Source organism: Roseivirga echinicomitans (assembly GCF_001592935.1).
In the GTDB taxonomy this organism is placed as follows: domain Bacteria; phylum Bacteroidota; class Bacteroidia; order Cytophagales; family Cyclobacteriaceae; genus Roseivirga; species Roseivirga echinicomitans.
On record NZ_LRDB01000050.1, the window covers coordinates 111,171 to 134,758 of the forward strand.

General features: G+C 40.6%; 16 protein-coding genes. 14 read left to right on the plus strand and 2 right to left on the minus strand.

What is annotated here, in order from left to right; all coding sequences use genetic code 11:
- Position 1: 1 nt before the first annotated feature.
- Positions 2 to 2,617 carry an ABC transporter permease gene (locus AWN68_RS14690; protein ID WP_068417235.1) on the plus strand — a complete coding sequence of 872 codons (2,616 nt, stop codon included), beginning with the start codon at positions 2 to 4 and terminating at the stop codon, positions 2,615 to 2,617.
- A gap of 80 nt (positions 2,618 to 2,697) precedes the next feature.
- Here the strand turns inward: AWN68_RS14690 and AWN68_RS14695 are convergent, their stop codons facing one another.
- Entirely contained in the window at positions 2,698 to 5,739 is a 3,042-nt protein-coding gene (locus AWN68_RS14695) for a VPS10 domain-containing protein (protein ID WP_068417239.1), read from the minus strand.
- 201 nt (positions 5,740 to 5,940) lie between these two features.
- Between AWN68_RS14695 and AWN68_RS14700 the strand changes: the two genes are divergently transcribed.
- Positions 5,941 to 7,050, plus strand: a complete 1,110-nt coding sequence (locus AWN68_RS14700) for a mechanosensitive ion channel family protein (RefSeq protein ID WP_068417243.1) — start codon at positions 5,941 to 5,943, stop codon at positions 7,048 to 7,050.
- A gap of 278 nt (positions 7,051 to 7,328) precedes the next feature.
- Complete coding sequence (locus AWN68_RS14705) at positions 7,329 to 8,039, plus strand: FadR/GntR family transcriptional regulator (protein WP_068417244.1); 711 nt, start codon at positions 7,329 to 7,331, stop codon at positions 8,037 to 8,039.
- A 5-nt stretch (positions 8,040 to 8,044) separates the two neighbouring features.
- On the opposite strand, the gene AWN68_RS14710 is transcribed toward AWN68_RS14705, so the two are convergent.
- Complete coding sequence (locus tag AWN68_RS14710) at positions 8,045 to 8,296, minus strand: hypothetical protein (RefSeq protein WP_157716245.1); 252 nt, start codon at positions 8,294 to 8,296, stop codon at positions 8,045 to 8,047.
- A 3-nt stretch (positions 8,297 to 8,299) separates the two neighbouring features.
- Between AWN68_RS14710 and AWN68_RS14715 the strand changes: the two genes are divergently transcribed.
- The 11 genes from AWN68_RS14715 (at position 8,300) to AWN68_RS14765 (ending at position 23,317) form a co-directional block, all read left to right on the plus strand.
- Complete coding sequence (locus tag AWN68_RS14715; protein ID WP_221405732.1) at positions 8,300 to 11,398, plus strand: SusC/RagA family TonB-linked outer membrane protein; 3,099 nt, start codon at positions 8,300 to 8,302, stop codon at positions 11,396 to 11,398.
- Positions 11,399 to 11,409: 11 nt separating this feature from the next.
- Positions 11,410 to 12,777 carry a RagB/SusD family nutrient uptake outer membrane protein gene (locus AWN68_RS14720; protein WP_172796072.1) on the plus strand — a complete coding sequence of 456 codons (1,368 nt, stop codon included), beginning with the start codon at positions 11,410 to 11,412 and terminating at the stop codon, positions 12,775 to 12,777.
- A 116-nt stretch (positions 12,778 to 12,893) separates the two neighbouring features.
- Entirely contained in the window at positions 12,894 to 13,721 is an 828-nt protein-coding gene (locus tag AWN68_RS14725; RefSeq protein ID WP_068417251.1) for a PKD domain-containing protein, read from the plus strand.
- Positions 13,722 to 13,819: 98 nt separating this feature from the next.
- Positions 13,820 to 14,599: a polysaccharide lyase family 7 protein gene (locus AWN68_RS14730; protein ID WP_245658018.1), complete on the plus strand. Its 780-nt coding sequence runs from the start codon at positions 13,820 to 13,822 to the stop codon at positions 14,597 to 14,599.
- Positions 14,600 to 14,684: 85 nt separating this feature from the next.
- Positions 14,685 to 16,928 carry a polysaccharide lyase 6 family protein gene (locus tag AWN68_RS14735; RefSeq protein WP_068417253.1) on the plus strand — a complete coding sequence of 748 codons (2,244 nt, stop codon included), beginning with the start codon at positions 14,685 to 14,687 and terminating at the stop codon, positions 16,926 to 16,928.
- Positions 16,929 to 16,935: 7 nt separating this feature from the next.
- Positions 16,936 to 19,191 (plus strand): heparinase II/III domain-containing protein, encoded by a 2,256-nt coding sequence (locus AWN68_RS14740; protein ID WP_172796073.1) that lies wholly within the window; start codon positions 16,936 to 16,938, stop codon positions 19,189 to 19,191.
- Between the two features lie 2 nt (positions 19,192 to 19,193).
- Positions 19,194 to 19,562: a cupin domain-containing protein gene (locus tag AWN68_RS14745; RefSeq protein WP_068417256.1), complete on the plus strand. Its 369-nt coding sequence runs from the start codon at positions 19,194 to 19,196 to the stop codon at positions 19,560 to 19,562.
- Positions 19,552 to 20,811, plus strand: coding sequence for an MFS transporter (locus AWN68_RS14750; protein ID WP_068417259.1), 1,260 nt, complete (start codon positions 19,552 to 19,554; stop codon positions 20,809 to 20,811). The genes AWN68_RS14745 and AWN68_RS14750 overlap by 11 nt, the downstream gene beginning before the upstream one ends.
- Before the next feature lie 36 nt (positions 20,812 to 20,847).
- A complete protein-coding gene (locus AWN68_RS14755) occupies positions 20,848 to 21,600 on the plus strand; it encodes an SDR family NAD(P)-dependent oxidoreductase (protein ID WP_068417262.1) in 753 nt (250 codons plus the stop codon).
- Between the two features lie 15 nt (positions 21,601 to 21,615).
- A complete protein-coding gene (locus AWN68_RS14760) occupies positions 21,616 to 22,647 on the plus strand; it encodes a sugar kinase (RefSeq protein ID WP_068417265.1) in 1,032 nt (343 codons plus the stop codon).
- A 1-nt stretch (position 22,648) separates the two neighbouring features.
- Positions 22,649 to 23,317: a bifunctional 4-hydroxy-2-oxoglutarate aldolase/2-dehydro-3-deoxy-phosphogluconate aldolase gene (locus AWN68_RS14765; protein ID WP_068417267.1), complete on the plus strand. Its 669-nt coding sequence runs from the start codon at positions 22,649 to 22,651 to the stop codon at positions 23,315 to 23,317.
- The last annotated feature ends 271 nt before the right edge of the window (positions 23,318 to 23,588 follow it).

Below are 23,588 nucleotides of genomic sequence, written 5' to 3' on the forward strand. Positions count from 1 at the left end.
TATGAAATCTTCTAATCAAAAGCATATTCATCCACCTAAATGGCCACTTAAACTTCTTCGAGGCTTGGTCAAGCCTCGTTATTTAGAAGAGATAGAAGGGGACATGGAAGAGGTATTTACAGATTATCTGGAAGTTCATTCTCCTACCCGTGCCAAAAGGCGATATATCATAGAAACACTCAAACTATTAAGGCCCAGTCTGCTCCGTGGAATGTCTGGTTCCTATCAATTAAATTATTTCGGCATGTTTAAACTAATGGTCAAAAGCGCAACAAGAAATTATTTAAAACACCGAATGGTAGCCACCATGAGCCTTCTTACGCTCATTTTTGGAGCCGTTTGTTTTCAGCTGATCAATGCTTGGCTTCAAAATGAGCAAAGTATGGATCAGTTTCATAGTAAGTCAGATCGAATTCACATTGCGGTAGCAAAACTGAATCCAAAGGCTGAATTATCACCGCTACATGTTCAACGAATCTTTAATCTGGATTACAGCAAATTTCCGCAAATAGAAAAGAGCCTGATTGTACATACTTATGGAGAAGATGAAATCAAGCTGATCAAGGATGAAGTCGCATTTGGGGGGAAAGCATTGATAGCGGACAGCACATTTTTCGACTTCTTTGATTTTGAATTGATTCGAGGTGATCAATTAGTATTGAACGACCCAAGCAGTATTGTCCTCACAAAGGAATTTGCAGAACGTGTTTTTGGTAACGAAGACCCAATGGGCAAATTAGTTTCAATCCGCTGCGACCAAACTGGTACATATAAGGTAGCTGGAATAACAGCCAATATCCCTTCAAACAGTTCTATATCCTTTGATTTTCTAGTTCCAAGACAATCAAAGAGCTTTTGGCGCAGAATGCCGCAAGATTTACTCTTGGTGAATGAAAATTTTGATCGTGAGGCTTTCAATCAGCAAATTGAATCAGTAGGAAGGCAAAATGCTCGCTTCCCTGAAAGCCAAATTTCGACAGTACCACTGAATACCGTCTATAACGATCGGCCTTTTAATATTTCACTTTTTGCGAAATATGGTGACAGCACGAGCTTTCAGACCATGCAATTTGTGGCTGTTATCATTTTCCTTATTACGCTCATCAGTTTTGTGAATTTACAATCCACACTGCAACTGACTTTAGTAAAGAAGTTAGGTGTGAAACAGGTGATGGGTGCCAGTAAATTCGACCTAGGTTTTGAGATAGTAGTGAGTAGGCTACTCTATTTCTTAATAGCCTCAGGAATGGCTTATCTACTTTATCAATTTACCTTCCCCTGGTATGTAAATACAATGGGACTTTCTCTGGATCTTTATCCAATTCGATACCTTTTCAACTTATTGACAATCATAGGTGTTGTAGTGATGATTTCGATGATCACTTCACTTATTCAAACTTCTAAGATTAAAACGATGCAGGCCATTTCGGGGGAAGCAAATATGCTGAAAATACCTCGTGCACAACGGGTGATGACGACCATTCAATACACTGTTACTATATTGCTTTTAGTCGCAACTTCAGTGGTGTTTCTTCAACTGCGTTTTATGCTGAATAAGGACACAGGCTTGAATCAAGCCAACATCATTAAAACTGACTTTTTTGAAATGTCGCCTAATGGAGCTCAAGACAGTTTGGCTCAGCAAAACATGGAACGGCAGTTTCAATATGTGATGTCGCATATAGCGGAACAACCTAATGTTATGGCTGTTTCTCAAGGAAGTATGCCAATTGATTTTGCCTATCAAAACGATTGGAAAGTTGTGGGTTCGCAGGATGATTACAATTCCATTAACAGCATGTCTGTTGATCCACATTACAGAGAATTGTTCGGTTTACAGCTGGTCAAAGGTCGCTTTTTTGCTGATTCTTTGGATACAAACAATTCTCCAAAACTGGTGATCAACGAAGCTGCAATGAAATATTGGGGCATCGATGATATTGGTCAAGTGAACCTTACCACCAACTCTCGTTCCAATGAAACAGTGAGTTATAATATCATTGGTGTGGTAAAAGATTATCACTATGAACACTTATCGCAGAAAATACGGCCGTTAGTGCTATCGTACTATACCTATATGGACAGCGATATACTTATTCGTGTAAAGCCAGAAAAGCAAGCAGAGGTGCTTGCGTTTTTAGAAGGGTTGTTTCAAGAGATCAATCCAAGAGGTTTTTTCACCTATACCGCTATGGAAGAGCAGATTGCCCAACAGTACTCAAAAGAGCAACAGACAGGAAAAATCTACTTGGCCTTAAGCCTTGTTGCCTTACTGTTGTCTTCGGTGGGCTTATTCACTTTTGCTTTCCACGAAACCAAACGTAGGACCAAAGAAATAGGCATTAGAAAAGTAAATGGAGCCAATGCGGGCAATGTGTTCTGGCTTTTGAGCCGTTCATTCCTTAACTCTATAATTATTGCTTTCGTTTTAGCCTGCCCTGTGGCTTGGTATTTAATGAAACAATGGCTCGATAATTTTGCCTACCGTGTTGGGATTAGTTGGTGGGTTTTCGGCTTGGTAGGGCTTGTGGTAACTATGGTTGCCTTAATTGCGGTTAGTTGGCAAACCCTGAGAGTGGCTTATCTCAACCCAGTCGATTCACTGAGGTATGAGTGAATTAACGATGTCTAAATAAAAAGGCTTCCCTCTTTGTCAACTGACAAGAAGGAAGCCTTTATGATTGATGAGAACTAAAACTAGTTCCCCTTTTTCTCTAAAGTAATTTTACCTGAAAGCGGTTGTTGCTTGAGGTCAGAATTAAGTACTTGATCCAGTTTGTCTAAATGTATTTTCAGCTCTGCAGAAAGCTCTTCAAATACCACGTAAGAGGCATCTGTTGGTCTTGCCTGCCCACTTTCAACACTTCTTCTTAAAGAAGCCAAACGGTTATTGAGCTTGATAGGGAAGTTGAGCGGATCTTGTCCACTTTGGTTCTTCACTTGGTATAAATCTTCTTCAATGACCTTCATTTTTTCAAGCATGTCATTAATGGCGTTGTTAAGACCTGCATCGCCAGACTTCGATAATGCTTCGGCTTGCTTACGAATATTTCTGATCTGAATCACAGCTTCGTTAGCGGCTGAAGTTTTATCTCTAATCTGCACGGCCAAATCAAATTGCTTTTGAATATCATCCGCTGTAACGCCTTCTAAGTTCGGATCCATTTCTACAGTAAATGTACTAGTTTGAGACACTCCATCCGCAGTGAGTTTCACTTGATAGTTTCCTAATGGTGCTAGAGGCCCGTTTTGAGGTCTTCCACTCCAGATAATCATTCCTTCAAAGGTGGTAGCACCTGGGTAGCGTAAGTTCCAATTAAAGTCGTTTAGCCCTTTGCCCGTAGCAACACGTGACCTTCTTCCTTCTGATTTTGTACCCTTGTAAGTTTCGATGAGATTACCTTTGGCGTCCATAATTTCTATGGTCACATTATCAACCTCTTCTGGTAAGTAATACTGAATAGTCGCACTGTATACACCTCTAATCGGGTTGGCTGGTTTAAATAGTTTTACTTGATTCATGTTCATTGAAGCTGCATCTCGGAATGGGGCTACATCATGCATAATCCAGAAACCGCGGCCATGAGACCCTAATACAACATCATCATTTTTCAATACCAAATCACGGATAGGGGTATCCGGTAAGTTCATTTGCAATGATTGCCACATGGCACCATCATTGAATGAAACATATACACCGTGTTCTGTAGCTAAATACAATAACCCTGGTACTTTCAAGTCTTCACGAATAGAACGGGCAAAATGACCTGGTTTAATGCCCGTGATGATCTTTGTCCATTTTTTACCATAATCTGTAGTTTTGAACACATAAGGTTCTCTATCGTCTACCTGATAGCGGTTGGCTGCTAAATACAAAGTACCTGGGTTGAATTTACTTTCTTCGATAATACTCACCCTTGAGAACTTAGGAAGGTCTTTAGGAGTAATGTCGTCCCATTTCTTTCCACCATTTCTTGTGATATGCACCTTACCATCATCAGATCCAGCCCAAATGGTGTTCACATCGTAGTTTGATGGGGCTAAGGCAAATACAGTCGCATAAATTTCAGGCCCATTCATGTCCATCGTAATTACCCCACCTGTTACGCCTAATGTTTCAGGGGCGGCATAGGTAAGGTCTGGACTGATTTTCTCCCAAGTTTGTCCGTCATTGGTGGTTTTCCAAACGTGTTGCGATGTAGTGTACATCACTGAAGGATCTTTAGGGGAGAACATAATTGGGAAAGTCCACTGCCATCTTTCTGGCAAAGCACTAGAAGGCTCTCCAGAGAAGAATCTCGGATACACCTGAATATCTCTGTATTGGCCAGTTCTGCGGTTATAACGGGTTAATAAAGCGCCTTGACTACCTGCATAAAATACGTCAGGGTCAACAGGACTTTGGGTAATCCAACCACTTTCACCACCACCAACAGAATAAGATGGCCCTCTGCCTTGGCTAGGCATGGCCAGGGTGCTGTTGTCTTGCTGGGCTCCAGCGACATGATAAGGCACATCACTAGTAGTCATAACATGGTAAAACTGAGCGGTAGGGAAATCTAAATCCGTCCAAGATTGGCCGCCATTCACACTTACAGTTCCGCCACCATCATTCGAACTGATCATTCGCATAGGGTCATTAGGATCTATCCACAAATCATGGTTGTCACCATGCGGTGGACGAATAGTAACATCGAAAGTCCTTCCACCATCTGTAGATTTGTAGAAACCTACATTTAGGCCATATACCACATCTCTGTCTAACGGATCGGCATAAATTCTAGAGTAATAGAAAGCGCGTTGACGTAGTTTACGCTCTGAATTGACACGTTCCCAAGTCCAGCCACCATCATCGGAACGGAAAATTCCACCCTCATTGGCTTCAACAGAAGCCCAAACACGATTGGGATCGGCAGGGGAGACGGTTACTCCAATTTTACCGATCGGCCCTTCAGGCATGCCTGGGTTTTTGGTCAAGTCGATCCAAGTATCACCACCATCTAAAGATTTAAAAAGCTTGCTGTCAGGTCCACCGCCCCACATTTTCCATGCTTTACGGTACACTTGCCAAGTAGAGGCATAAAGTACATTTGGATTGGTACGGTCGATGATTAAATCAGCAGCACCGGCTTTATCACTAACATACAATACTTTTTCCCAGGTATTTCCTCCGTCTTTCGATCGGAAAACACCACGTTCTTCATTGTCGCCATAGGGGTGACCTAATGCCGCCACATAAACGGTGTTGGGGTTTGTAGGGTGAACTCTAATTCTTGAAATCGCTTGCGTTTCTTTCAGACCTATGTCCCTCCATGTTTTTCCACCATCGGTGGTTTTATAAACACCATCACCTTGGGTAATGCTGCCTCGAAGCTGTGTTTCTCCACCTCCGATATAAACAATATCTGGGTTGGTTTCTGCCACGGCCACAGCGCCAATACTAGAAGAGGTGATTTGGCCATCGGTGACTGGAAACCATTCATTTCCGCCATCAACAGTTTTCCATAAACCACCACCAGTAGCACCAAAATAGTACTCGTTAGGTCGGCCTGGGCTTCCTGAGCTTCCTAACGAACGTCCACCACGGTCTGGGCCAATGTTTCGCCACGAGTAGTTTTTATAGAAAGAGGGGTCAACAGGTAAGGTCTGTTTCTGAGCTTGTGCAAAAGCTAAGCTGTCGGGTATCAGCAAGGCACTGATACACAGGGAAAGCATAAATAATATTCGATTGATTTTCATTGTTTTTGTAATAAGGTTGAAGGGAAAATTACAAAAACTAAAAGGCATATCATTCACCAATTTACTTTAATGGTGATTTCAAGAATATTCTTATTCTGAATGAACGACATACTATTTAGTTTGTACTCCTAGGAATATTTATCTTGCCATGTTTTAATGTTCGAAACAAAGTAGGCAAGCTAAATTCATGACTAGATTGTAATGATAGAATTTTTTCAAAAATATCAGGGTGACTTGATGTATGTGGCTCTCGTAGTAGTCAGTGTTGTATTGTTACGCTACCTGACCAACCTCTTACACAAATGGCTCATTAAAAAGGAACAAAAGAGGTTTTCAGGCGAAATCACTAAGCCTGTTTATTTTATCAAAAGAATTCTGAATGCTCTTTGGTTAGTTTTAGGAGTGCTTTCACTACTCAATATCTTCCCAGATCTGACTCACAGCGAATCTCTCATTACTGATTTTAGATTCATTTTTTATCTAGGCTTCCTATCTGTATGTACCATTGTTGGTGCAACGTCAGTAAATTTATGGTTTAAGCAGAGCATTACTAAAAAAATAAACAAACATGAAGACCCTACGAGCTTAAAGTTCTTAAGGTATGTAGCGGTATATGGAATCTACTTTTTCGGTCTATTTTTCGGTCTCCTGGCTATTCCTTCTTTTCAGAACGTAGCACAAACCGCATTGGGTGGAGCAGGTGTCATAGCCATTATTGCAGGTATTGCTTCGCAGGAAGCCTTATCAAATCTAGTAGGGGGTGTTTTTATTATTTCCTTTAAGCCATTTAAAATTGGCGACATCATCAAGGTGACCGACAACATGGTAGGCACCGTCACAGACATTACATTACGACATACGGTGATCAGGAATTTTGAAAATAAGATGATCGTTATCCCTAACAGTATCATCAATAAGGAAAGGCTAATTAATTATGATTTGGGAGAAAAGAAGTGCTGTGAGCATATAGAAATTGGTATTTCCTATGATAGCAATGTGAAACTGGCCAAAAGTATCATGCAGCAAGAATGCGAAAATCACCCTCTTATTTTTGATAACCGTTCCGAAATAGATTTAGCCAACGACCTACCGAAGGTGAGAGTAGCACTTACTACACTGAACGATTCTTCCGTAACCATTAGGGCATGGGCATGGGCTGCTAACTTCACAAATGCTTTCCAGCTTCGAATTGATGTACTCGAAAGTATCAAAGAACGTTTCGATAATGAAGGCATCGAAATTCCATTCCCGTATCGCACCATTGTTATGAAAAAGGAGAAGTCGGATGAAAAGGTGAAAACTGGGAAGTAGAGCCTACCTCAAAGTTGAGGTCACTATGCCCCGAAGGTTAGGAATCGTAGACATCAGGTTCATCTTCAAGACAAACAAGGAATAATTTGATTTTATTGTAAAGAAATTTTGACAGACATAAATCTTTGCTTTTGGCTCAGAATGACACTTTTTATTCTGTAACAATCTAAAATATAGGGTTTTTCAACTGTCCATTCTCGTAATTCCTACTTCATTTCTTTTTATATTAATTTATTCCTTTTAAATTGGTCGACCAGTTGTTGGTAAACTAGTTAAGAATGGAAATCGATTTATTAAATAATTTCAAAGAAATAGTCATTGAGAAACCGGTTGATAAAATCATCAATCAGATTAAGAAATTAATTTCCTCAGGACAATTAAAACCCGGTGACAAACTTCCGTCTGAAAGGATGCTGAGCGAACGCTTTGGTATTGGAAGAACAAATGTGCGAGATGCAATTAGAAAACTCGAGTTCTATGGCATTCTCAAGACACTTCCTCAAAGTGGGACCATTGTTGCAGGTTTTGGAATCAGGGCTTTGGAAGGTTTGATTACTGATGTACTCGAATTAGAGGGTACAGACTTCCATTCGCTAGTTGAAACCCGTTTTCTTTTGGAATGTAACTCGGCAAAATTTGCCGCTGTTAGACGTACTGATGAAGACATTGCAGCTTTAGAGAGTTCGTTGATCTCTTATAAAGAAGCAGTATTGGATGGAAGTGAGGCTGTAGAGGAAGATGTGATGTTTCACTTGAAAATTGCTGAAGCGAGCAAGAATTCAGTTTTGAAGTCACTCATGCTCATCATCACGCCAGATATTCTAAGCTACTTCAAACAACATGATGTTTGTGGAGATGGCCGGTCAGTAAGGGCTATCACTGAACACGAACTGATTATTGCCAAAATTAAGGATCGGGATGTTTTGGGAGTTGAACAAGCAATGCATCAGCATTTGCAAGACCTGATGGATTTCTCGAAAAAGCTCTAAGTAAACTAAGAACCAAATGACCAAACTAAAAAACGCTCATCACTATGAATAGTTGTTAAAAAAAAATGGATCAGCCAAAAGGCCAATCCATAATCGGTAGGAATGTTCCAAACCACTTTCGAAATATCAATTTGGCGATCGGTATCGAAATAGGTAGGAGGAAATTCTAAGGGCAAATGTAAAAAATATTTCCCGGAATCCCCCTCTAATGTCGTTCCTGCAAATCTGCGTTCAACATTTTGAAATCTAACAATCAAAAAATGAAAATTTTTCACTCACTCGATTCCCGTTTAAAACGGAGTATCGTATTAAAAAGCATAATGCTAGTGCTAGTTTTTCTAGTAGTCTCTATGCCATCGTTCGCGCAAACGAGCGACAAAATAGCAGGAAAGGTTGTCACAGATGACGGTCTACCGCTCCCTGGGGTTACTATCAGAGTTCAAGGGACAGAAAAAGGAACTATTTCTGATGCTGATGGTAAATTTACCATTGAAGCGAATACAGGTGAAGTCCTCAGCTTCACTTTTATCGGTTACACCGAGCTTATCGTTTCAGTGAATAATCAAACACAGGTTAACGTAACCATGTATGAAGAAACAACAGAACTTGGAGAGTTTGTAGTTGTGGGTTATGGAACACAGCGTAAATCACTTGTTACAGGTTCGATTTCCAAGGTTACTAACGAAAAGCTTGATCAAATTCCGTTATCTCGTGTTGATGACGCTCTAGTGGGGCAAGTGGCAGGCGTGAATATTCAACAAACAAATCCTGCTGCAGGTGAAGCACCGACATTACGTATTAGAGGGCCAGGCTCAATTTCTTCGTTTTCCGACCCACTTGTTGTGGTTGACGGTCTTGTTGTAGATAGTGATTACCTAGGCAATATCGACATGAACGATGTGGAGTCTTTAGAAATACTGAAAGACGCTGCCTCAGCTGCCATTTATGGATCTCGTGGAGCAAATGGAATTGTGATGATTACCACAAAATCAGGAAAAGAAGGGCCTACAGTGTTTTCTTATAACACTTATGTTGGGTTCAAATCTGTTCCAAAGAATGACGTACTATCAAATGTTAATGATTGGAGTAGTTGGGTGAGAGAAAACAACAATGGAGAGCTGACTGAAAAGTTAAAATACATTGAGTTACTCGGCACTTCCACAGATTGGGAAGATGTAATGTATGATGGAGGTATCATTAATAGCCACAGTTTATCCGTAAAAGGGGGGACAAAGACTACCAAATACAGAGCCTCAGCTAGTTATTTGAAAGACGAAGGAGTATTACTTACTGATGAATACGATAAAGTCAACTTCTCATTGAACATGACTACTAAGGTGAACGAGAAGGTAGAATTTGGAATAACGCTAAACCCTTCCTTTACTAATCAGAGAAGATTTCCCATCGGACTTCATGACGCCATGAGAAGTGCCTCTTGGTTACCCCTTTATCTTGATGAAAATAACATTCAGTATGTAAACAGACTCCGTGAAAACGGACGCTGGGCTGATGCCAAAGTAGGGGATTACGCCATGGAACGTATGTTTGACAATTATGATTTAACCAATGGAATATCATTAGCTTCAGGAGGTACAACTATTAGTACCACTTCGAATGCATCTTCTTTAGCGAAAGTGTTGGAAAGAGAAAACACAAAAGCAGAGACAAAAATATTTTCAAACATTTTCTTAAAATTTAATTTAACAAACGATCTCTTTTTCAAAACTTCTTTCGGTGGAGATTTTCGTTATAGAAAATACCAAAACTGGACTGGAATTAAAGCGAGTAGAAACGGTGCTTCAGATTCAGAGTCGAGCATTTCAACACTCTCTCAAACACATATTGTAAGTGAAAATACTTTCAACTATACTAAAGACCTTGATAAGCATAGCTTAAGTGCTGTGGTAGGTTTTGCTTACGAAAAGTATGATGGTCAGACCACAGGTATTCAAGCCGCAGGTTACAACTTCGATTATATTCAAACGATTCCTGCAACAAATGTTGTAGGTGCAGGAACTGCTGAATTTGAAGAATCTCTAGTATCTTTCTTCGGTAGATTCAATTATTCTTATGCCGATAAGTACTTACTTTCTTTAAGTGCAAGAGCTGATGGTAGTTCAAAGTTTAGCCCTGATAATAAATATGGCGTTTTCCCTGCTGTATCTGTAGGCTGGAGAGCTGCAGAAGAAGATTTTCTTCGAAATAGTGATGTTATTTCAGATTTGAAGTTCCGTTTTAGCTACGGACAAACAGGAAGTAATTCAGGTATTGGTAGGTATGCGCATATCGGTTTGGTTGAACCAGCTGGAGCTGTGTTAGATGGTGGTGTAATCACAGGTTTTAACGTGGCAAATATTTCTAACTCTGATTTACGTTGGGAAAAACTAGTAGAAGTAAACCCAGGTATCGATGCGGCTTTCTTAAACGGCAGATTAAGCTTGGGACTTGACTACTATGTAAGAAAGAGTAAGGATTTGCTTTTGAATCAGCCAATTCCTTCAATAACAGGATTTAACGAAGCACTTGTGAATCTTGGAGAGGTAGAGAATAAGGGATTTGAACTTGAATTTGGTTCGAATAATTATAGCAATTCAAATTTCTCGTGGAGCACGATAGCCATTCTAACTCACAACAAAAACACATTGGTGAATTTTGCAGGAGCCAATGGCCTTATTAGTGTTGTGGATGAAAAGAGACCAGCAGAGTGGATTGCTCTTGAGGGACACCCTATTTCATCTTTCTACGGTTATGTCGTAAGTCACGAAATCACTCCAGAATACATCAATGATTCATTTTATCCGATTGCTGGCCAAAGCCAAGATATTTATGTAAAAGATTTGAATGGTGATGGTGTAATCGATACTGACGATCGTACAATTTTGGGATCTCCTTTTCCAGATTTTATTTGGAGCATTACCAACAACTTGACTTACAAAAATTTCGATTTCAGTCTTATGTTCCAAGGTTCTCAAGGAGCAGAGGTTAGAAACATTGACTCACAATACATCTATAATGAGTTCGCCTCGGCACAAGATTACGTGTCGACTTTCCCAGATACAGACTTGGTTCGTGAAAGAATATACACTAGTGATGATATACAGGATGCGTCTTATATCGCTCTGAGAAACCTAAATATCGGCTACAAAATACCCTTCAAGGTACTTGAGCGCTCAGGGTTGAAAAGTGCTAGAATCTATGTGGGTGGTCAAAACCTGATCTATAAAATGTCTAAGAGTTATGAAGGCTGGAATCCTGAAGGAATTAACCAAGGATTGGATAGCCCACTTACTTACGGATATCAGAGAGGTGCTGCACCACTTTACAGAACATACTCAGTTGGCTTAAATATCGAATTTTAATCATGAAGACTATGAAAAAAATATATACAATAGTGTTGACAGTGATTATACTTTTCTGTTTCACAGCATGTAAAGACCAGCTTGACTTACAGCCCATTTCGACCATTGGTGATAATGCGTTTTACAATACACCTGATGAGATCAATGCAGCAGTAGTTGCTATTTACGATGGACTTCAGAATGTTGTGCAGCGCGAATTTGCTATCACAGAAATGCGTTCAGATAACACCCGAACTAAATCAAGTGAGGGTGATTGGGCTCAGTTTCAAGAATTTGACGTTAAGCCTACCAATTTGACTGTTTCTAGTTATTGGTCAAGTTATTACAACGTGATTTTCAGAACAAATAAGGTGCTTGAAAACCTTGATGTAGTAACCAATGATGTTCAGAGAGCTCAATATGAGGGGGAAGCGAAATTTGTGAGAGCACTTGCTCACTTCAATCTATTGCGAGCCTATGGAGCCATTCCTTACATAGATCGAGTAATTATTCAAACCGATACTGAGTATATGAGTCGTGATTCACAAGCTGACGTTCTTGCTGCTATCATAGCAGACCTTACTGAGGCAATGGGTAAATTACCAACTCGATCAGGAATTGCAGAAGGTAGAGCCACTAGTGGCGCTGCTGCTGCTTTGTTGGCAAAAGTTCAACTAACAGCAGAGAATTATCCTGCAGCTGAAACCTTATTAAGTCAACTACTGACCAGCACTGATTACGAATTGGTGGATAACTATCGCAATGTATTTTACTCTGAATTGAATTCTGAAATTATTTTCGCCATTCAGTTCTTAAACGATAATGCCAATGAAAGCCAAGATTTCTCTTTTGAAATGACGGCAGGTGGACAAGCCAGTGGCTTGAACTATATCACAAACGATTTCATTGCATCTGTTGATCCATTAGATACTGAAAGGTCAGGTACATTATTCAATCCAAATGTAAGTGTAGAGGTAGGTAAATTTATGACCACTTCTAATGATGCTAGGCTTTGCGGAAATGACTGGATTGTATTGCGATTGGCTGACGTATATCTGATGCATGCCGAGGCCATCATGGCTGGAAGTAGTTCAACTAATGATATAGATGCAATAGCTTCTTACAATACGATCAGAAATAGAGTAGGGCTAAGTACTCTGCCGTTAGACGGTAGTGCAACATTGACTCGCGATGTGCTTTTGAAAGAAAGAAGAGTGGAGTTGGCTTTTGAAAATCACAGGTTATACGATTTGATGCGTTTCGGAGTAGCCGAAAGTGTATTGTCTGCCTTCGCGGTTAGTGAAGGATATAATTTTGCTGCAACGGATTTGCTATTGCCAATTCCGCAAAGAGAAATCGATACGAGCTTTGGAGTTTTAACTCAAAACCCAGGTTACTAAAATTAGAATACACCTCAATGTATAGGATACTTTGCTCTTGGGATTGTGTACAGCAACCGAAGTGCAAGGTTATCTGAATTTGAAATCTCATGTTCACAAATTTTAAAAAGTAAATCATGAAACTTAATCAAAGAACAAAGTCATACAGGGCTGGATTATCTGGGCTCATTACAATATTGTTTCTGGTGTTCATTACTATTTCATGTGATGAAGAACTACCTGGAGAAGGCAGTATCATAGATTTAACCCCAGCGTCTGCAGATTTCTCTTTCTCACCTTCTGATGGGGATTATAAGGAAATATTATTCAGCAACTTATCTGTTAGTGCGTCTGGTTATGCATGGGATTTTGGTGATGGAAGTACAACTACCGAGAAAAATCCAACTCATATTTTTGCTGCTGTTGGTAGTTATAGTGTAAAACTAACAGCTTCAGATAATAACGGCCTCACAAGTGACTTTACTACTACAGTAGAAGTGGTAGAACCAATTAACGACTTTGAACCAGTGATACTCAACCCTGGTTTCGATATTCAGGGCTCAGATGATTATAGAGACAATTGGACTAACCCTAATGGAGACAGAAGTAAACTTTTACAAATTACCACTAGCCCTGTTCATTCAGGGGCAAAGGCAGCTAAACTGCCTGCTGACGGAAGCAGAGAGATCATTCAAGTGATCACAGTAGAGAGAAATAGTGATTATATTCTTTCTTTCTATTACACTTTGAAAACCTCCCCAGCAGGCTTTGTCACTATGGCTATTTTAGCTTCTGACGGAACCACAGAAATAGTATCAGAATCATTCAATGACCAAACTGATGCTAGTTCTTATGTGCTAGCTTCTATGTCCTTTAATTCTGGTGACAACACTCAGATTGTGATTTATGGCACCAATCAAGGAGCTGAAGCACGTGTTGACTCATTTACAATCGTAAACGACTAATGAATACGCAACGAACATATGGTATGCTAGTCTTGCTATTTTGCTTCACAATCGTAAGTGGTTGTGCAGAAAAAGGACTTGTAAATCCTGATGGTTCTATGGCAAAATATAAGTTGCCGAATGTAGACTTATCCCACTGGAAAGTAACCCTTCCAGTGGGTGATTCTAAACCTATTGAAGTTGATCCTCCTGAGATTTTGGCTTACGCTAAAGACAAAATGGTTCAACCCTATATGTACAATGATTCAACCGATGGTTCATTGGTTTTCTATGCCTTTCCAGGAGGTGTGACTACTCAGAACAGTAGTTATCCGCGTACGGAACTTAGAGAGCAGATGACTCCAGGTAGTAACAGTGTGAATTGGACTTTCGCCCAAGGTGGAATAATGAAAGGGCAATTGGCTGTTTCTGATGTTACTAAAAGTTCAGATGGCAAGTATCATAAAGTCATCGTTATGCAAATTCACGGAAGGCTTTCAAATGAACAAAGAGACCTTTTAGGCAGAGATGATAATGATGCTCCACCCATTCTAAAAATTTACTGGCAAGACCGAAAGGTGAGGGTAAAGACGAAAGTATTGCAAAACCTGAATGCCAATGCTACTGAAATTCTCGAAAAAGATGCTTGGATTGATGACAATGGACACACTTTCAGCCAAGATGTAGGTTTCGGAAAATTCACATTAGAGGTCATCGTATCTGAGGGTAGACTAGAAGTAGTACTCAACGAATACGAAAGGATAGTTTACGATAGCGAACACATTGAAAAGTGGGGCGTTTTTGAAAACTACTTCAAGGCCGGTAACTACTTTCAAACGAATGATAAAGGAGCAAAGGCTATGGTAAAGTATTATAGCCTGCAAGTATCGCATAATTAGTCTGAATTAATAAAAACGAAAAAATAATTCACTTTTCATAAACATAAAGGGGCTTCGGCCAAGTTGGAGACCCTGATTTTAACATATGTACAAATCATTGAAGCAATTAAAATTAGTCGCCTTAGCAGTTATCCTAACCATCGGTTTAACCAGCTGTGGAGATAACAGTATTGTTAAGAATTTCATCGAATTGGAACAAGCCATTTCTAATGCTCAGCCGGGCACCGAGATAGTAATGGCCAACGGAGTTTGGAAAGATGTTGAAATTGAATTTAAAGGAGTGGGCACAGCCGATCAGATGATCGTTTTACGTGCAGAAACACCGGGTAAAGTGTTTATAGAAGGTGAGTCTAACTTAAGCCTATCAGGAGAGTTTCTCGAGGTTTCAGGTTTGATTTTCAGAAATGGTTTTACGCCTACTGCCGAAGTAATTTCATTTAGAACATCAAGTGAGGATTTGGCCAACAACAGCCGAGTAACCAACTGTGTAATTGACAATTATAACACCTTCGAGCGCTTCGATTCAGATTTGTGGGTAGCGATGTATGGCAAAAACAACCGATTCGACCACAATAGCTTAATCGGAAAAAGAAATCAAGGAGTAACCATGGCTGTGCGACTCAATACAGAAGCTAGTCGTGAAAACAATCACCTCATCGACTATAATTATTTCGGCCCACGTCAAAACCTAGGTTCAAATGGTGGCGAGACATTAAGAATTGGAACGAGTCATTATTCACTCACCGCTTCTCGCACCATGGTGAGCAATAACTATTTTGACCGTACCAACGGAGAACATGAAACGATCTCCAATAAATCTGGAAATAACACCTATAAAGACAATGTGTTTTTCGAGAGTAGGGGAACACTCACCATGAGACACGGTCAGTACACTTTGGTGGAAGGCAATTACTTTTTAGGAAACAGAAAATCGAATACAGGTGGTATTAGAGTGATTAACGAATACCAAACAGTAAGAAATAACTACCTCAGCGGACTTACAGGCTATCGTTTTAGAGGTGCGCTAGTGGTCATGAATGGTGTTCCAAATTCACCCATCAATCGTTACAACCAAGTTGTCGATTCTAAAATCGAAGGAAACGTGGTCGTTAATTCAGATCACATTCAACTTGCTGCGGGTAGTGATGAAGAACGTTCCGCTGTTCCAATAGGATCTAGCTTTAATAATAATATTATCATGAGCGAAACCAACCTCAACCCATTTACAGTGTATGATGATGTTTCAGGCATATCATTCGAAGGCAATATCATTAATGACAACGCTGAGGTTCCATTTAAATCAGGTTTCACCAAAGTACCATTTAGCCTAACGACTAACGCTGAAGGTCTTTTAGTGCCTGACCAAGCATTGCTTGCCAAAATAGGTATGGAAAAAATCATTCTTCCCGTGTCGAAAGAAGAAACAGGGGCCAGCTATTACCCTAAATCTGGCCCAGAAGCAACATTTGGAACTGGTGAGGTGATTAAAGTAGCACCGGGTACAAATACTTTGCTTGAAGCTTTTGAGCAAAGTAAGCAAGGAGATGTACTGGAACTAGAAAACGGAAAAGACTACCTCATTACAAAGGATTTTAGAATAACTCACCTGATCACGATCAAAGCTCCAGCAGGTGCTAAGCCAGTCATAAAATCGAGAAAATCAGCATTTTTCCATATAGAAAATGAAGGTGGACTTGAGCTAGACAATATCAAAATTGACGGAGCTGAATCTCCAGACGAACCAGGCAACAGCGTGGTAAGTACCAGCAAATACTCCATGAATCGAAACTATAAGCTCTTTGTGAAGAATTGTGAAATAGTTGATCTCGATGTCAACCACAGTTTCAACTTCCTTAAGATTGCTCAACACACCATGGCAGATACGCTCTTGATCTCCAATTCACACTTTAATAATGTGACTGGATCTATTTTCTCTCTCGATAGAGAAGTGGAAGATCTCGGCATCTATAATGTTGAAGATGTGATTATTGAAAACAGTAGTTTTTCAAAAATTCAAGGAGCCATCGCCAATATCTACAGAGGCGGAACGGATGAAAGCACCTTTGGCCCAATTGTATCGGTGAGCGGAAACACTTTCGAAGACACTGGCCTTGGCGACCGTAATAAAACCAGCGCTTCTTTATTGTTCCATGGGGTTCAGGACCTGAGCATTGAAAATAATGTTTGGACGAGTAGTGCGCCTTTGACACTATACCTCACTAATGGAGAGCCAGTTACGATGATTAAGAACAACACCATGAAAAATTCAGGTGGTATTGTATCGAATAACAATGAGTACAAATCAGAGAGCAATACAATCTCTAAATAGAAATAGATTGAAAGCAAGAATTATCATATTCATTTTAGGCTGTTTTTCTGCACACTTTCTAATAGCGCAGCATCCTTCACTCATCCTTACCAAGGCCGGAGTGGAGCAAATGCGGAAAGAAGGTGTTAAGTCTCCGCTTTTCAGTGCGTCTTTAAATGAGGTTCAGAAAGAGGTTGATGAATACATGGCCAAGGGGATAAAAGTACCTATGCCAAAGGATTTGGCCGGGGGCTATACCCACGAGCAACACAAGTCAAATTTCTTCATGCTTCAGAAAGCCGGTGTATTATTTCAGGTCACTGGAAACGAAGATTATGCCCGATATATTCATGAAACATTGAAAGCCTATGCTTTGTTGTTTCCAACCTTTGACAGACATCCATCCGACAGATCATATGCCCCAGGTAAGTTCTTTTGGCAGTGTTTGAATGATGCGAACTGGCTCGTTTATGTAAGTCAGGCTTACGACTGTATTTATGATTGGATTTCGGAAGAAGAAAGAAATGACTTGAACTCGAAGCTGTTTAGGCCAATGGCTGATTTTCTCTCTGTAGAAACTCCGCAATTCTTCAACAGAATTCATAATCACAGTACTTGGGCGAATGCCGCTGTAGGTATGATTGGTTTGGTGATGGATGATGAAGAACTCATTCAAAGGGCCTTATATGGTTTAAAATCTTCAGACTTAAGGCTCACACAAGTGGATAATGATGGGGGCTCTATTTTGCAAGAAGGGCAACAAGAGGCCGGCTTTATTGCCCAAATCGACTTCGCCTTCTCACCTGATGGTTATTTTACAGAGGGGCCTTATTATCAACGATATGCGATGTATCCATTTCTGATCTTCGCACAAGCCCTGGCCAATAAAAGACCCGATCTTAAAATTTTTGAACATCGCAATGGATTGTTGATCAATGCAGTATATGCATTGTTGTATCAAACCAATTCAGAAGGAGAATTCTTTCCTATCAACGATGCGCAGAAAGGGATGTCCATTTACTCAAGAGAATTGATCACCGCTGTTAGCACAGCTTTTCATTACGGAAATAAGGATGAAGCGCTGTTATCTATCATTGCCGACCAAGGCAAAGTATCGCTGGATGACGCAGGGCTAGAAGCTGCGTTGGCTTTAGAAAAAGTGAATGTAAAACCTTTTGTTAAGCCAAGTATTCAGTTTACGGATGGGCCAAATGGAGATGAAGGAGGGGTAGGAATACTCAGACAATATGCAAATGAAGATGAACTGACCTTGGTGATGAAATATGCCAAACATGGCATGGGGCACGGTCACTTCGATCAACTTTCTTTTCTCTACTATTTGAATGGTGATGAAATCATTCAGGATTATGGCGCAGCACGATGGGTGAACATTGAGCAGAAATCGGGAGGTGGTTACTTGAACGAAAACAAAACGTGGGCAAAACAAACCGTTGCACATAATACACTCGTCATCAATAACGCTTCACAATTTGGTGGAAATGTTACCGAAGCAGATAAATACCATGGTGAGCCATACCTTTTCAGCGGCACGGATGAAAACCTAATGGTTGTCAGTGCTAAGAATAATCAGGTTTATGAAAACACAGGTTTGCATCGCAGCATGGTGATGATCAAGAATCCATCGTTTGAAAACCCAATTCTACTCGATCTTTTCAGAGTAACAACGACTGGACAAAACGATTACGATTTGCCTTTACTATACCAAGGTCAACTGATGAAAACGAGCTTTGACTTTGAAATCCATGAATCTATGGAAAAACTGGGAAGTTCAGATGGTTATGAACACCTCTGGAACGAAGCAGAAGTACCTTTAACAAAGGGAACAAGTCAGGTGAGTTGGTTTAATAAGAACCGATTCTACACCCAATCATTTGTTTCAACAGCGCAAGACAAAATGATTCATGCAAGGCTGGGAGCCACAGACCCTGAGTTCAACCTCAGACGCGACCCAATCTTGATTACAAGGAGAACAACAACTGGTAATACGCTTTTTGCCAGCATTTTAGAAGTACATGGTGCCTATTCAACTGTATCGGAAATAGCCACGAATACTTATAGTCAGGTCCAACAACTGGAAATTTTGAGAAATGACGAACAGTATTCATTGGTTGCTTTCACGCATAAGAATGGTGAATCATGGGTATTCGCGATATCCAACAACGACAATGCTGCGGAAGCAAAACACGAAGTAGTACAGAACGGGGAGAAGTTTGTCTGGAAAGGCAGTTTTCACCTGTTCGATCAATCAAGAAATCAGAAATAAATATGGAAAAGGTATTTGCAAGCAAAGAATTTCTTTTTGGAAATGAACTGGAATGGGAAGATGTGGGGCCAGGTCTAAAAAGGCAGATTATGGGCTATGACAATAAAATATTGATGGCCAGAGTACTGTTCGAAAAAGGAGCCATAGGAGAGGTGCATGAGCATCATCACAGCCAGGTGACTTACGTGGTGAGTGGTGCTTTCGAACTTCAGGTAGGTATCGAGAAGAAAGTAATAAAAGCGGGAGATGGTTTTTACATTCCACCTCATGTAGATCATGGAGCAGTTTGTCTAGAAAAAGGCGAATTGATCGATGTATTCAGCCCAATAAGAGACGATTTATTCAGTTCAAACATCCAACATGAAAGTTAAAGGACTTAGGTGGTGGATTATATCACTGATTGGTATAGCTACAGTAATTAATTACATCGATCGATCTGCATTGAGCATTATGTGGCCAAGCATTTCAGAAGATCTGGGCATGGACAAAAATGACTATGCACTGATTCTGAATGTCTTTATGGTGGCTTACGCCATAGGACAGTCATTGTCTGGTAAAATGTTCGATAAGATTGGTACCCGTTTTGGGTTTGTCGTTTCAATTACTGTATGGGGCCTTGCAACTATGATGCACGCCATGGCAAAAGGTATTTTCTCTTTCTCAGCATTCCGTGTAATACTCGGATTGGGAGAAGCAGGAAATTGGCCGGGTGCTGTAAAAAGTAACGCAGAATGGTTCCCGGTAAAGGAGCGGGCAATGGCACAGGGCATATTCAACTCGGGTGCTGCATTAGGCTCTGTGGTTGCTCCGCCTCTTATCGCTATACTTTGGATTGCCTACGGTTGGAAAGTCACTTTTATTCTGATCGGAGTTTTAGGCCTGATCTGGATTATTCCTTGGTTGTTAATCAATAAGGCAAAACCCAACGGTCACCCTTGGATTACCGAAGAGGAGAAGGCGTATATAAAGAATGGGCAGTCTGAAGCGGACAATGCTGAAGACAGCAAAGGCTTGAGCATGAGAGAAATTTTATCTCACAGAGCTTCATGGGCAGTACTCATCTCTAGGTTTTTCATTGAACCGATTTGGTGGTTGTTTGTAGGCTGGATGCCAATTTACCTCGCAGACGTTTATGGCTTCAATGTAAAGGAAATTGGCTTTTTCGCCTGGGTTCCATATGTAGGTGCAGCCTTGGGTAGTCTCTCTGGAGGTTACTTTGCTGGTCGATTAATGTTAGGTGGGGCCAGTGTAGATCAGGCCCGTAAGCGTACGATACTCATTGGTGGAATCATCATGTTCGTGGGACTAATTATGACCATTTTGTTTGCAGATACTGCGCTCAAATTTGTACTCATTGTAGCCCTAGTGCTCTACGGGTTCCAGTTTGTTATCAGCAATATCCAAACATTAGCAAGTGACCTTTTTAGTGGGAAATCTTGTGGTTCCCTTGCAGGACTAGGAGGTACTTTCGGGCTCTTCTCGGTCTTTATCATGAACTTTTTAGTACCCGTAATATCCGATTATTCTTACACACCAGTTTTCATTATGATCGCTGTTTTTGTTCCTCTGGGTGTGGGAGCAGTGTATTGGTTTGCAAAAGAAATCAAGCCTATTCAATAAATACAATTAAAAAGATTAACAATAAACAATTACAATATGACTCTTAAGAATAAAGTAGCAATAGTAACAGGTGGGGCAAGAGACATTGGCCGCGCAGTTTCAATTAAATTAGCACAAGAAGGTGCACGTGTGGTGATCAATTACTTTGATAACAAAGCACAAGCGGAAGATACATTGAAAGAAATTGAATCGTTAGGTGGTACTGCTATGATTGTTCATGGCGACATGACTAAATCGTCTGATGTGGATGCAGTTGTAGCCGAAACGCTCAAAGCTTATGGAGATGAAATCAATGTTTTGGTAAATGTAGCAGGTGGTTTAGTGGCTAGAAAAACCATTGAAGAAATGGACGAAGACTTCTTCAGCTTTGTAATGAAATTGAACATGACTTCTGTGTTCCTTATGACCAAAGCAGCTGTTCCGCATATGAAATCAGGTGCTTCTATTGTCAACTTTGCCTCACAGGCAGGTAGAGATGGCGGTGGACCTGGAGCTTCAGCTTATTCAACAGCCAAAGGTGCAGTAATGACTTTTACGCGTTCAATGGCGAAAGAATTAGGACCAAAGAACATTCGTGTGAATGCACTTTGCCCAGGCATGATTGCTACCACTTTCCATGATACTTTCACTAAAGATCAGGTAAGAACTAATGTAGCCAATGGTACACCATTAAGAAGAGAAGGAGAAGCGGTAGAAGTTGCTAATTTAGTAGCTTGTTTAGCATCTTCCGCTACCTCTTTTGTAACGGGAACCAATATTGATATTAATGGAGGCTTGGCCTTCTCTTAATTCTTACTAGAAAGAATGAAAATTGTAACCTTTGGTGAATTATTAATGCGCCTGACTCCTCCGGGAAATTTCAGGTTTGCACAAGCAGATACTTATCGAGTGGTGTACGGTGGGGCTGAGGCCAATACTGCCATTAGTTTAAGCCAAATGGGGCATAAACTACATTACGTAACGCAGTTGCCAGATACCATGATAGGTCATACTGCCATTCGTGAGGTGACTAAATGGGGCGTAAATGTAGATGATGTCAAATTTTCTGGCGAAAAAATGGGCATCTACTTTCTCGAACGCGGTGTCTCTGTAAGAGGCGGTCAAATTATTTATGACCGCAAAAACTCTTCGTTCAGTGAGATTGATGAAAACACCTTTGACTGGGAAACCATTCTTGAAGGAGCCGACTGGTTTCACTGGACAGGCATTACGCCTGCATTATCTGAAGGAACTGCCAAGGCATGCCTGAAGGCGATAACCGTTGCACATAAGATGGGAATTCCTATTTCTTGCGATCTTAATTATCGTGGGATGCTCTGGAAGTATGGAGCGGATCCGAAAAGCGTTATGCCAGAACTCATTTCAATGTCTACAGTAGTGCTAGCAAATGAAAAAGACGTAGCTAACTATTTGGGAATAGAACCTACAGAAGCAGATTATCAAGAGGTTGAAGGCTTTGGTAAGCGATGCCATGAATTTGTGAGTAAGGCTTTGGTAGCTGAGTTTCCGAATATTAAAACGGTCGTCACTACGCTTCGCCAAACCATCAACGCTACCCATAATAGGTGGTCAGGTGTAGTTTATCACGAGGGCAATTTTATCACAGGTAAGGTCTATGACCTCAATTCTATTGTAGAGCGTATTGGTGGTGGCGATTCATTTATGGGCGCATACTTACATGGTGTGCTTGAATATAAAGATCAGCAAATGGCCCTAGATTTTGGTTTGGCAGCGTCAAGCTTAAAGCTTACCGTCCCAGGCGACTATAATATCGCATCTGAGAAAGAGATTAATCATTTTATGAACAGCAAGTCTGTAGGAAGAATAAACCGTTGAAATGGCAAATTTTACACGAATAGAAGTAACAACAAGTATGTATAAGACTGGAATTGTTCCAGTCTTTTACCACCCTGACCTTGAAGTATGCAAATCGGTACTTAAAGCCTGTTATGATGGTGGAGTTAGGGTGTTTGAATTTACGAATCGAGCGGATATGGCCCATGAAGTATTTGCTGAGATCAATCAATATGCCTTGGCCGAACTGCCAGGGATGATGCTTGGTATAGGTTCAATCATTGATGCAGCTACCACGGCACTTTACCTTCAGATCGGAGCTAATTTCATAGTATCGCCTATTGTAGATGCGGAAATGGCTCGTATTTGTAACAAACGAAAAGTGGCCTGGTCGCCTGGTTGTGGCAGTGTAACTGAAATATCACTAGCGCATGAACTTGGTGCCGAAGTGGTTAAAGTTTTCCCTGGTGGATCTGTAGGAGGTCCTTCTTTTGTAAAAGGAGCTCGTGGCCCATTGCCTTGGGCCAGTATTATGCCAACAGGAGGAGTAGAACCTACGGAAGAAAGCTTATCGGCTTGGTTTAAGGCTGGAGTGCATTGCGTAGGCCTAGGCTCTCAGTTGTTTACCAAGGATGTTGTAGAGCATGGCAATTATGCCGCACTTGAAACCAGTGTTAAAAAATCTATTCAGTTTGTAGAGAATTTTAGATGAAACTTTTAAAGTAGAGTATAGAAGTATGTGTTAATTCAGCTGACTGCCTGATTGTCCATAGGAAACTTAAGTGAAACAAATCTGAAATCTGCAAATTCAGATTGTTAAATAAAACTCCCAATCGACAATCGGGTAGTTCGGTTGATTTGAGCATTGTTACAGATTCATTCTTAAGCTAAATCAAAGTCTAAATCCTTTCACTTAAGCTTGTGTAATAGCTCAAACCTAGAATTTAAGTCATGCTGCAAGCCCCGAAGCTCCATAATTTTTC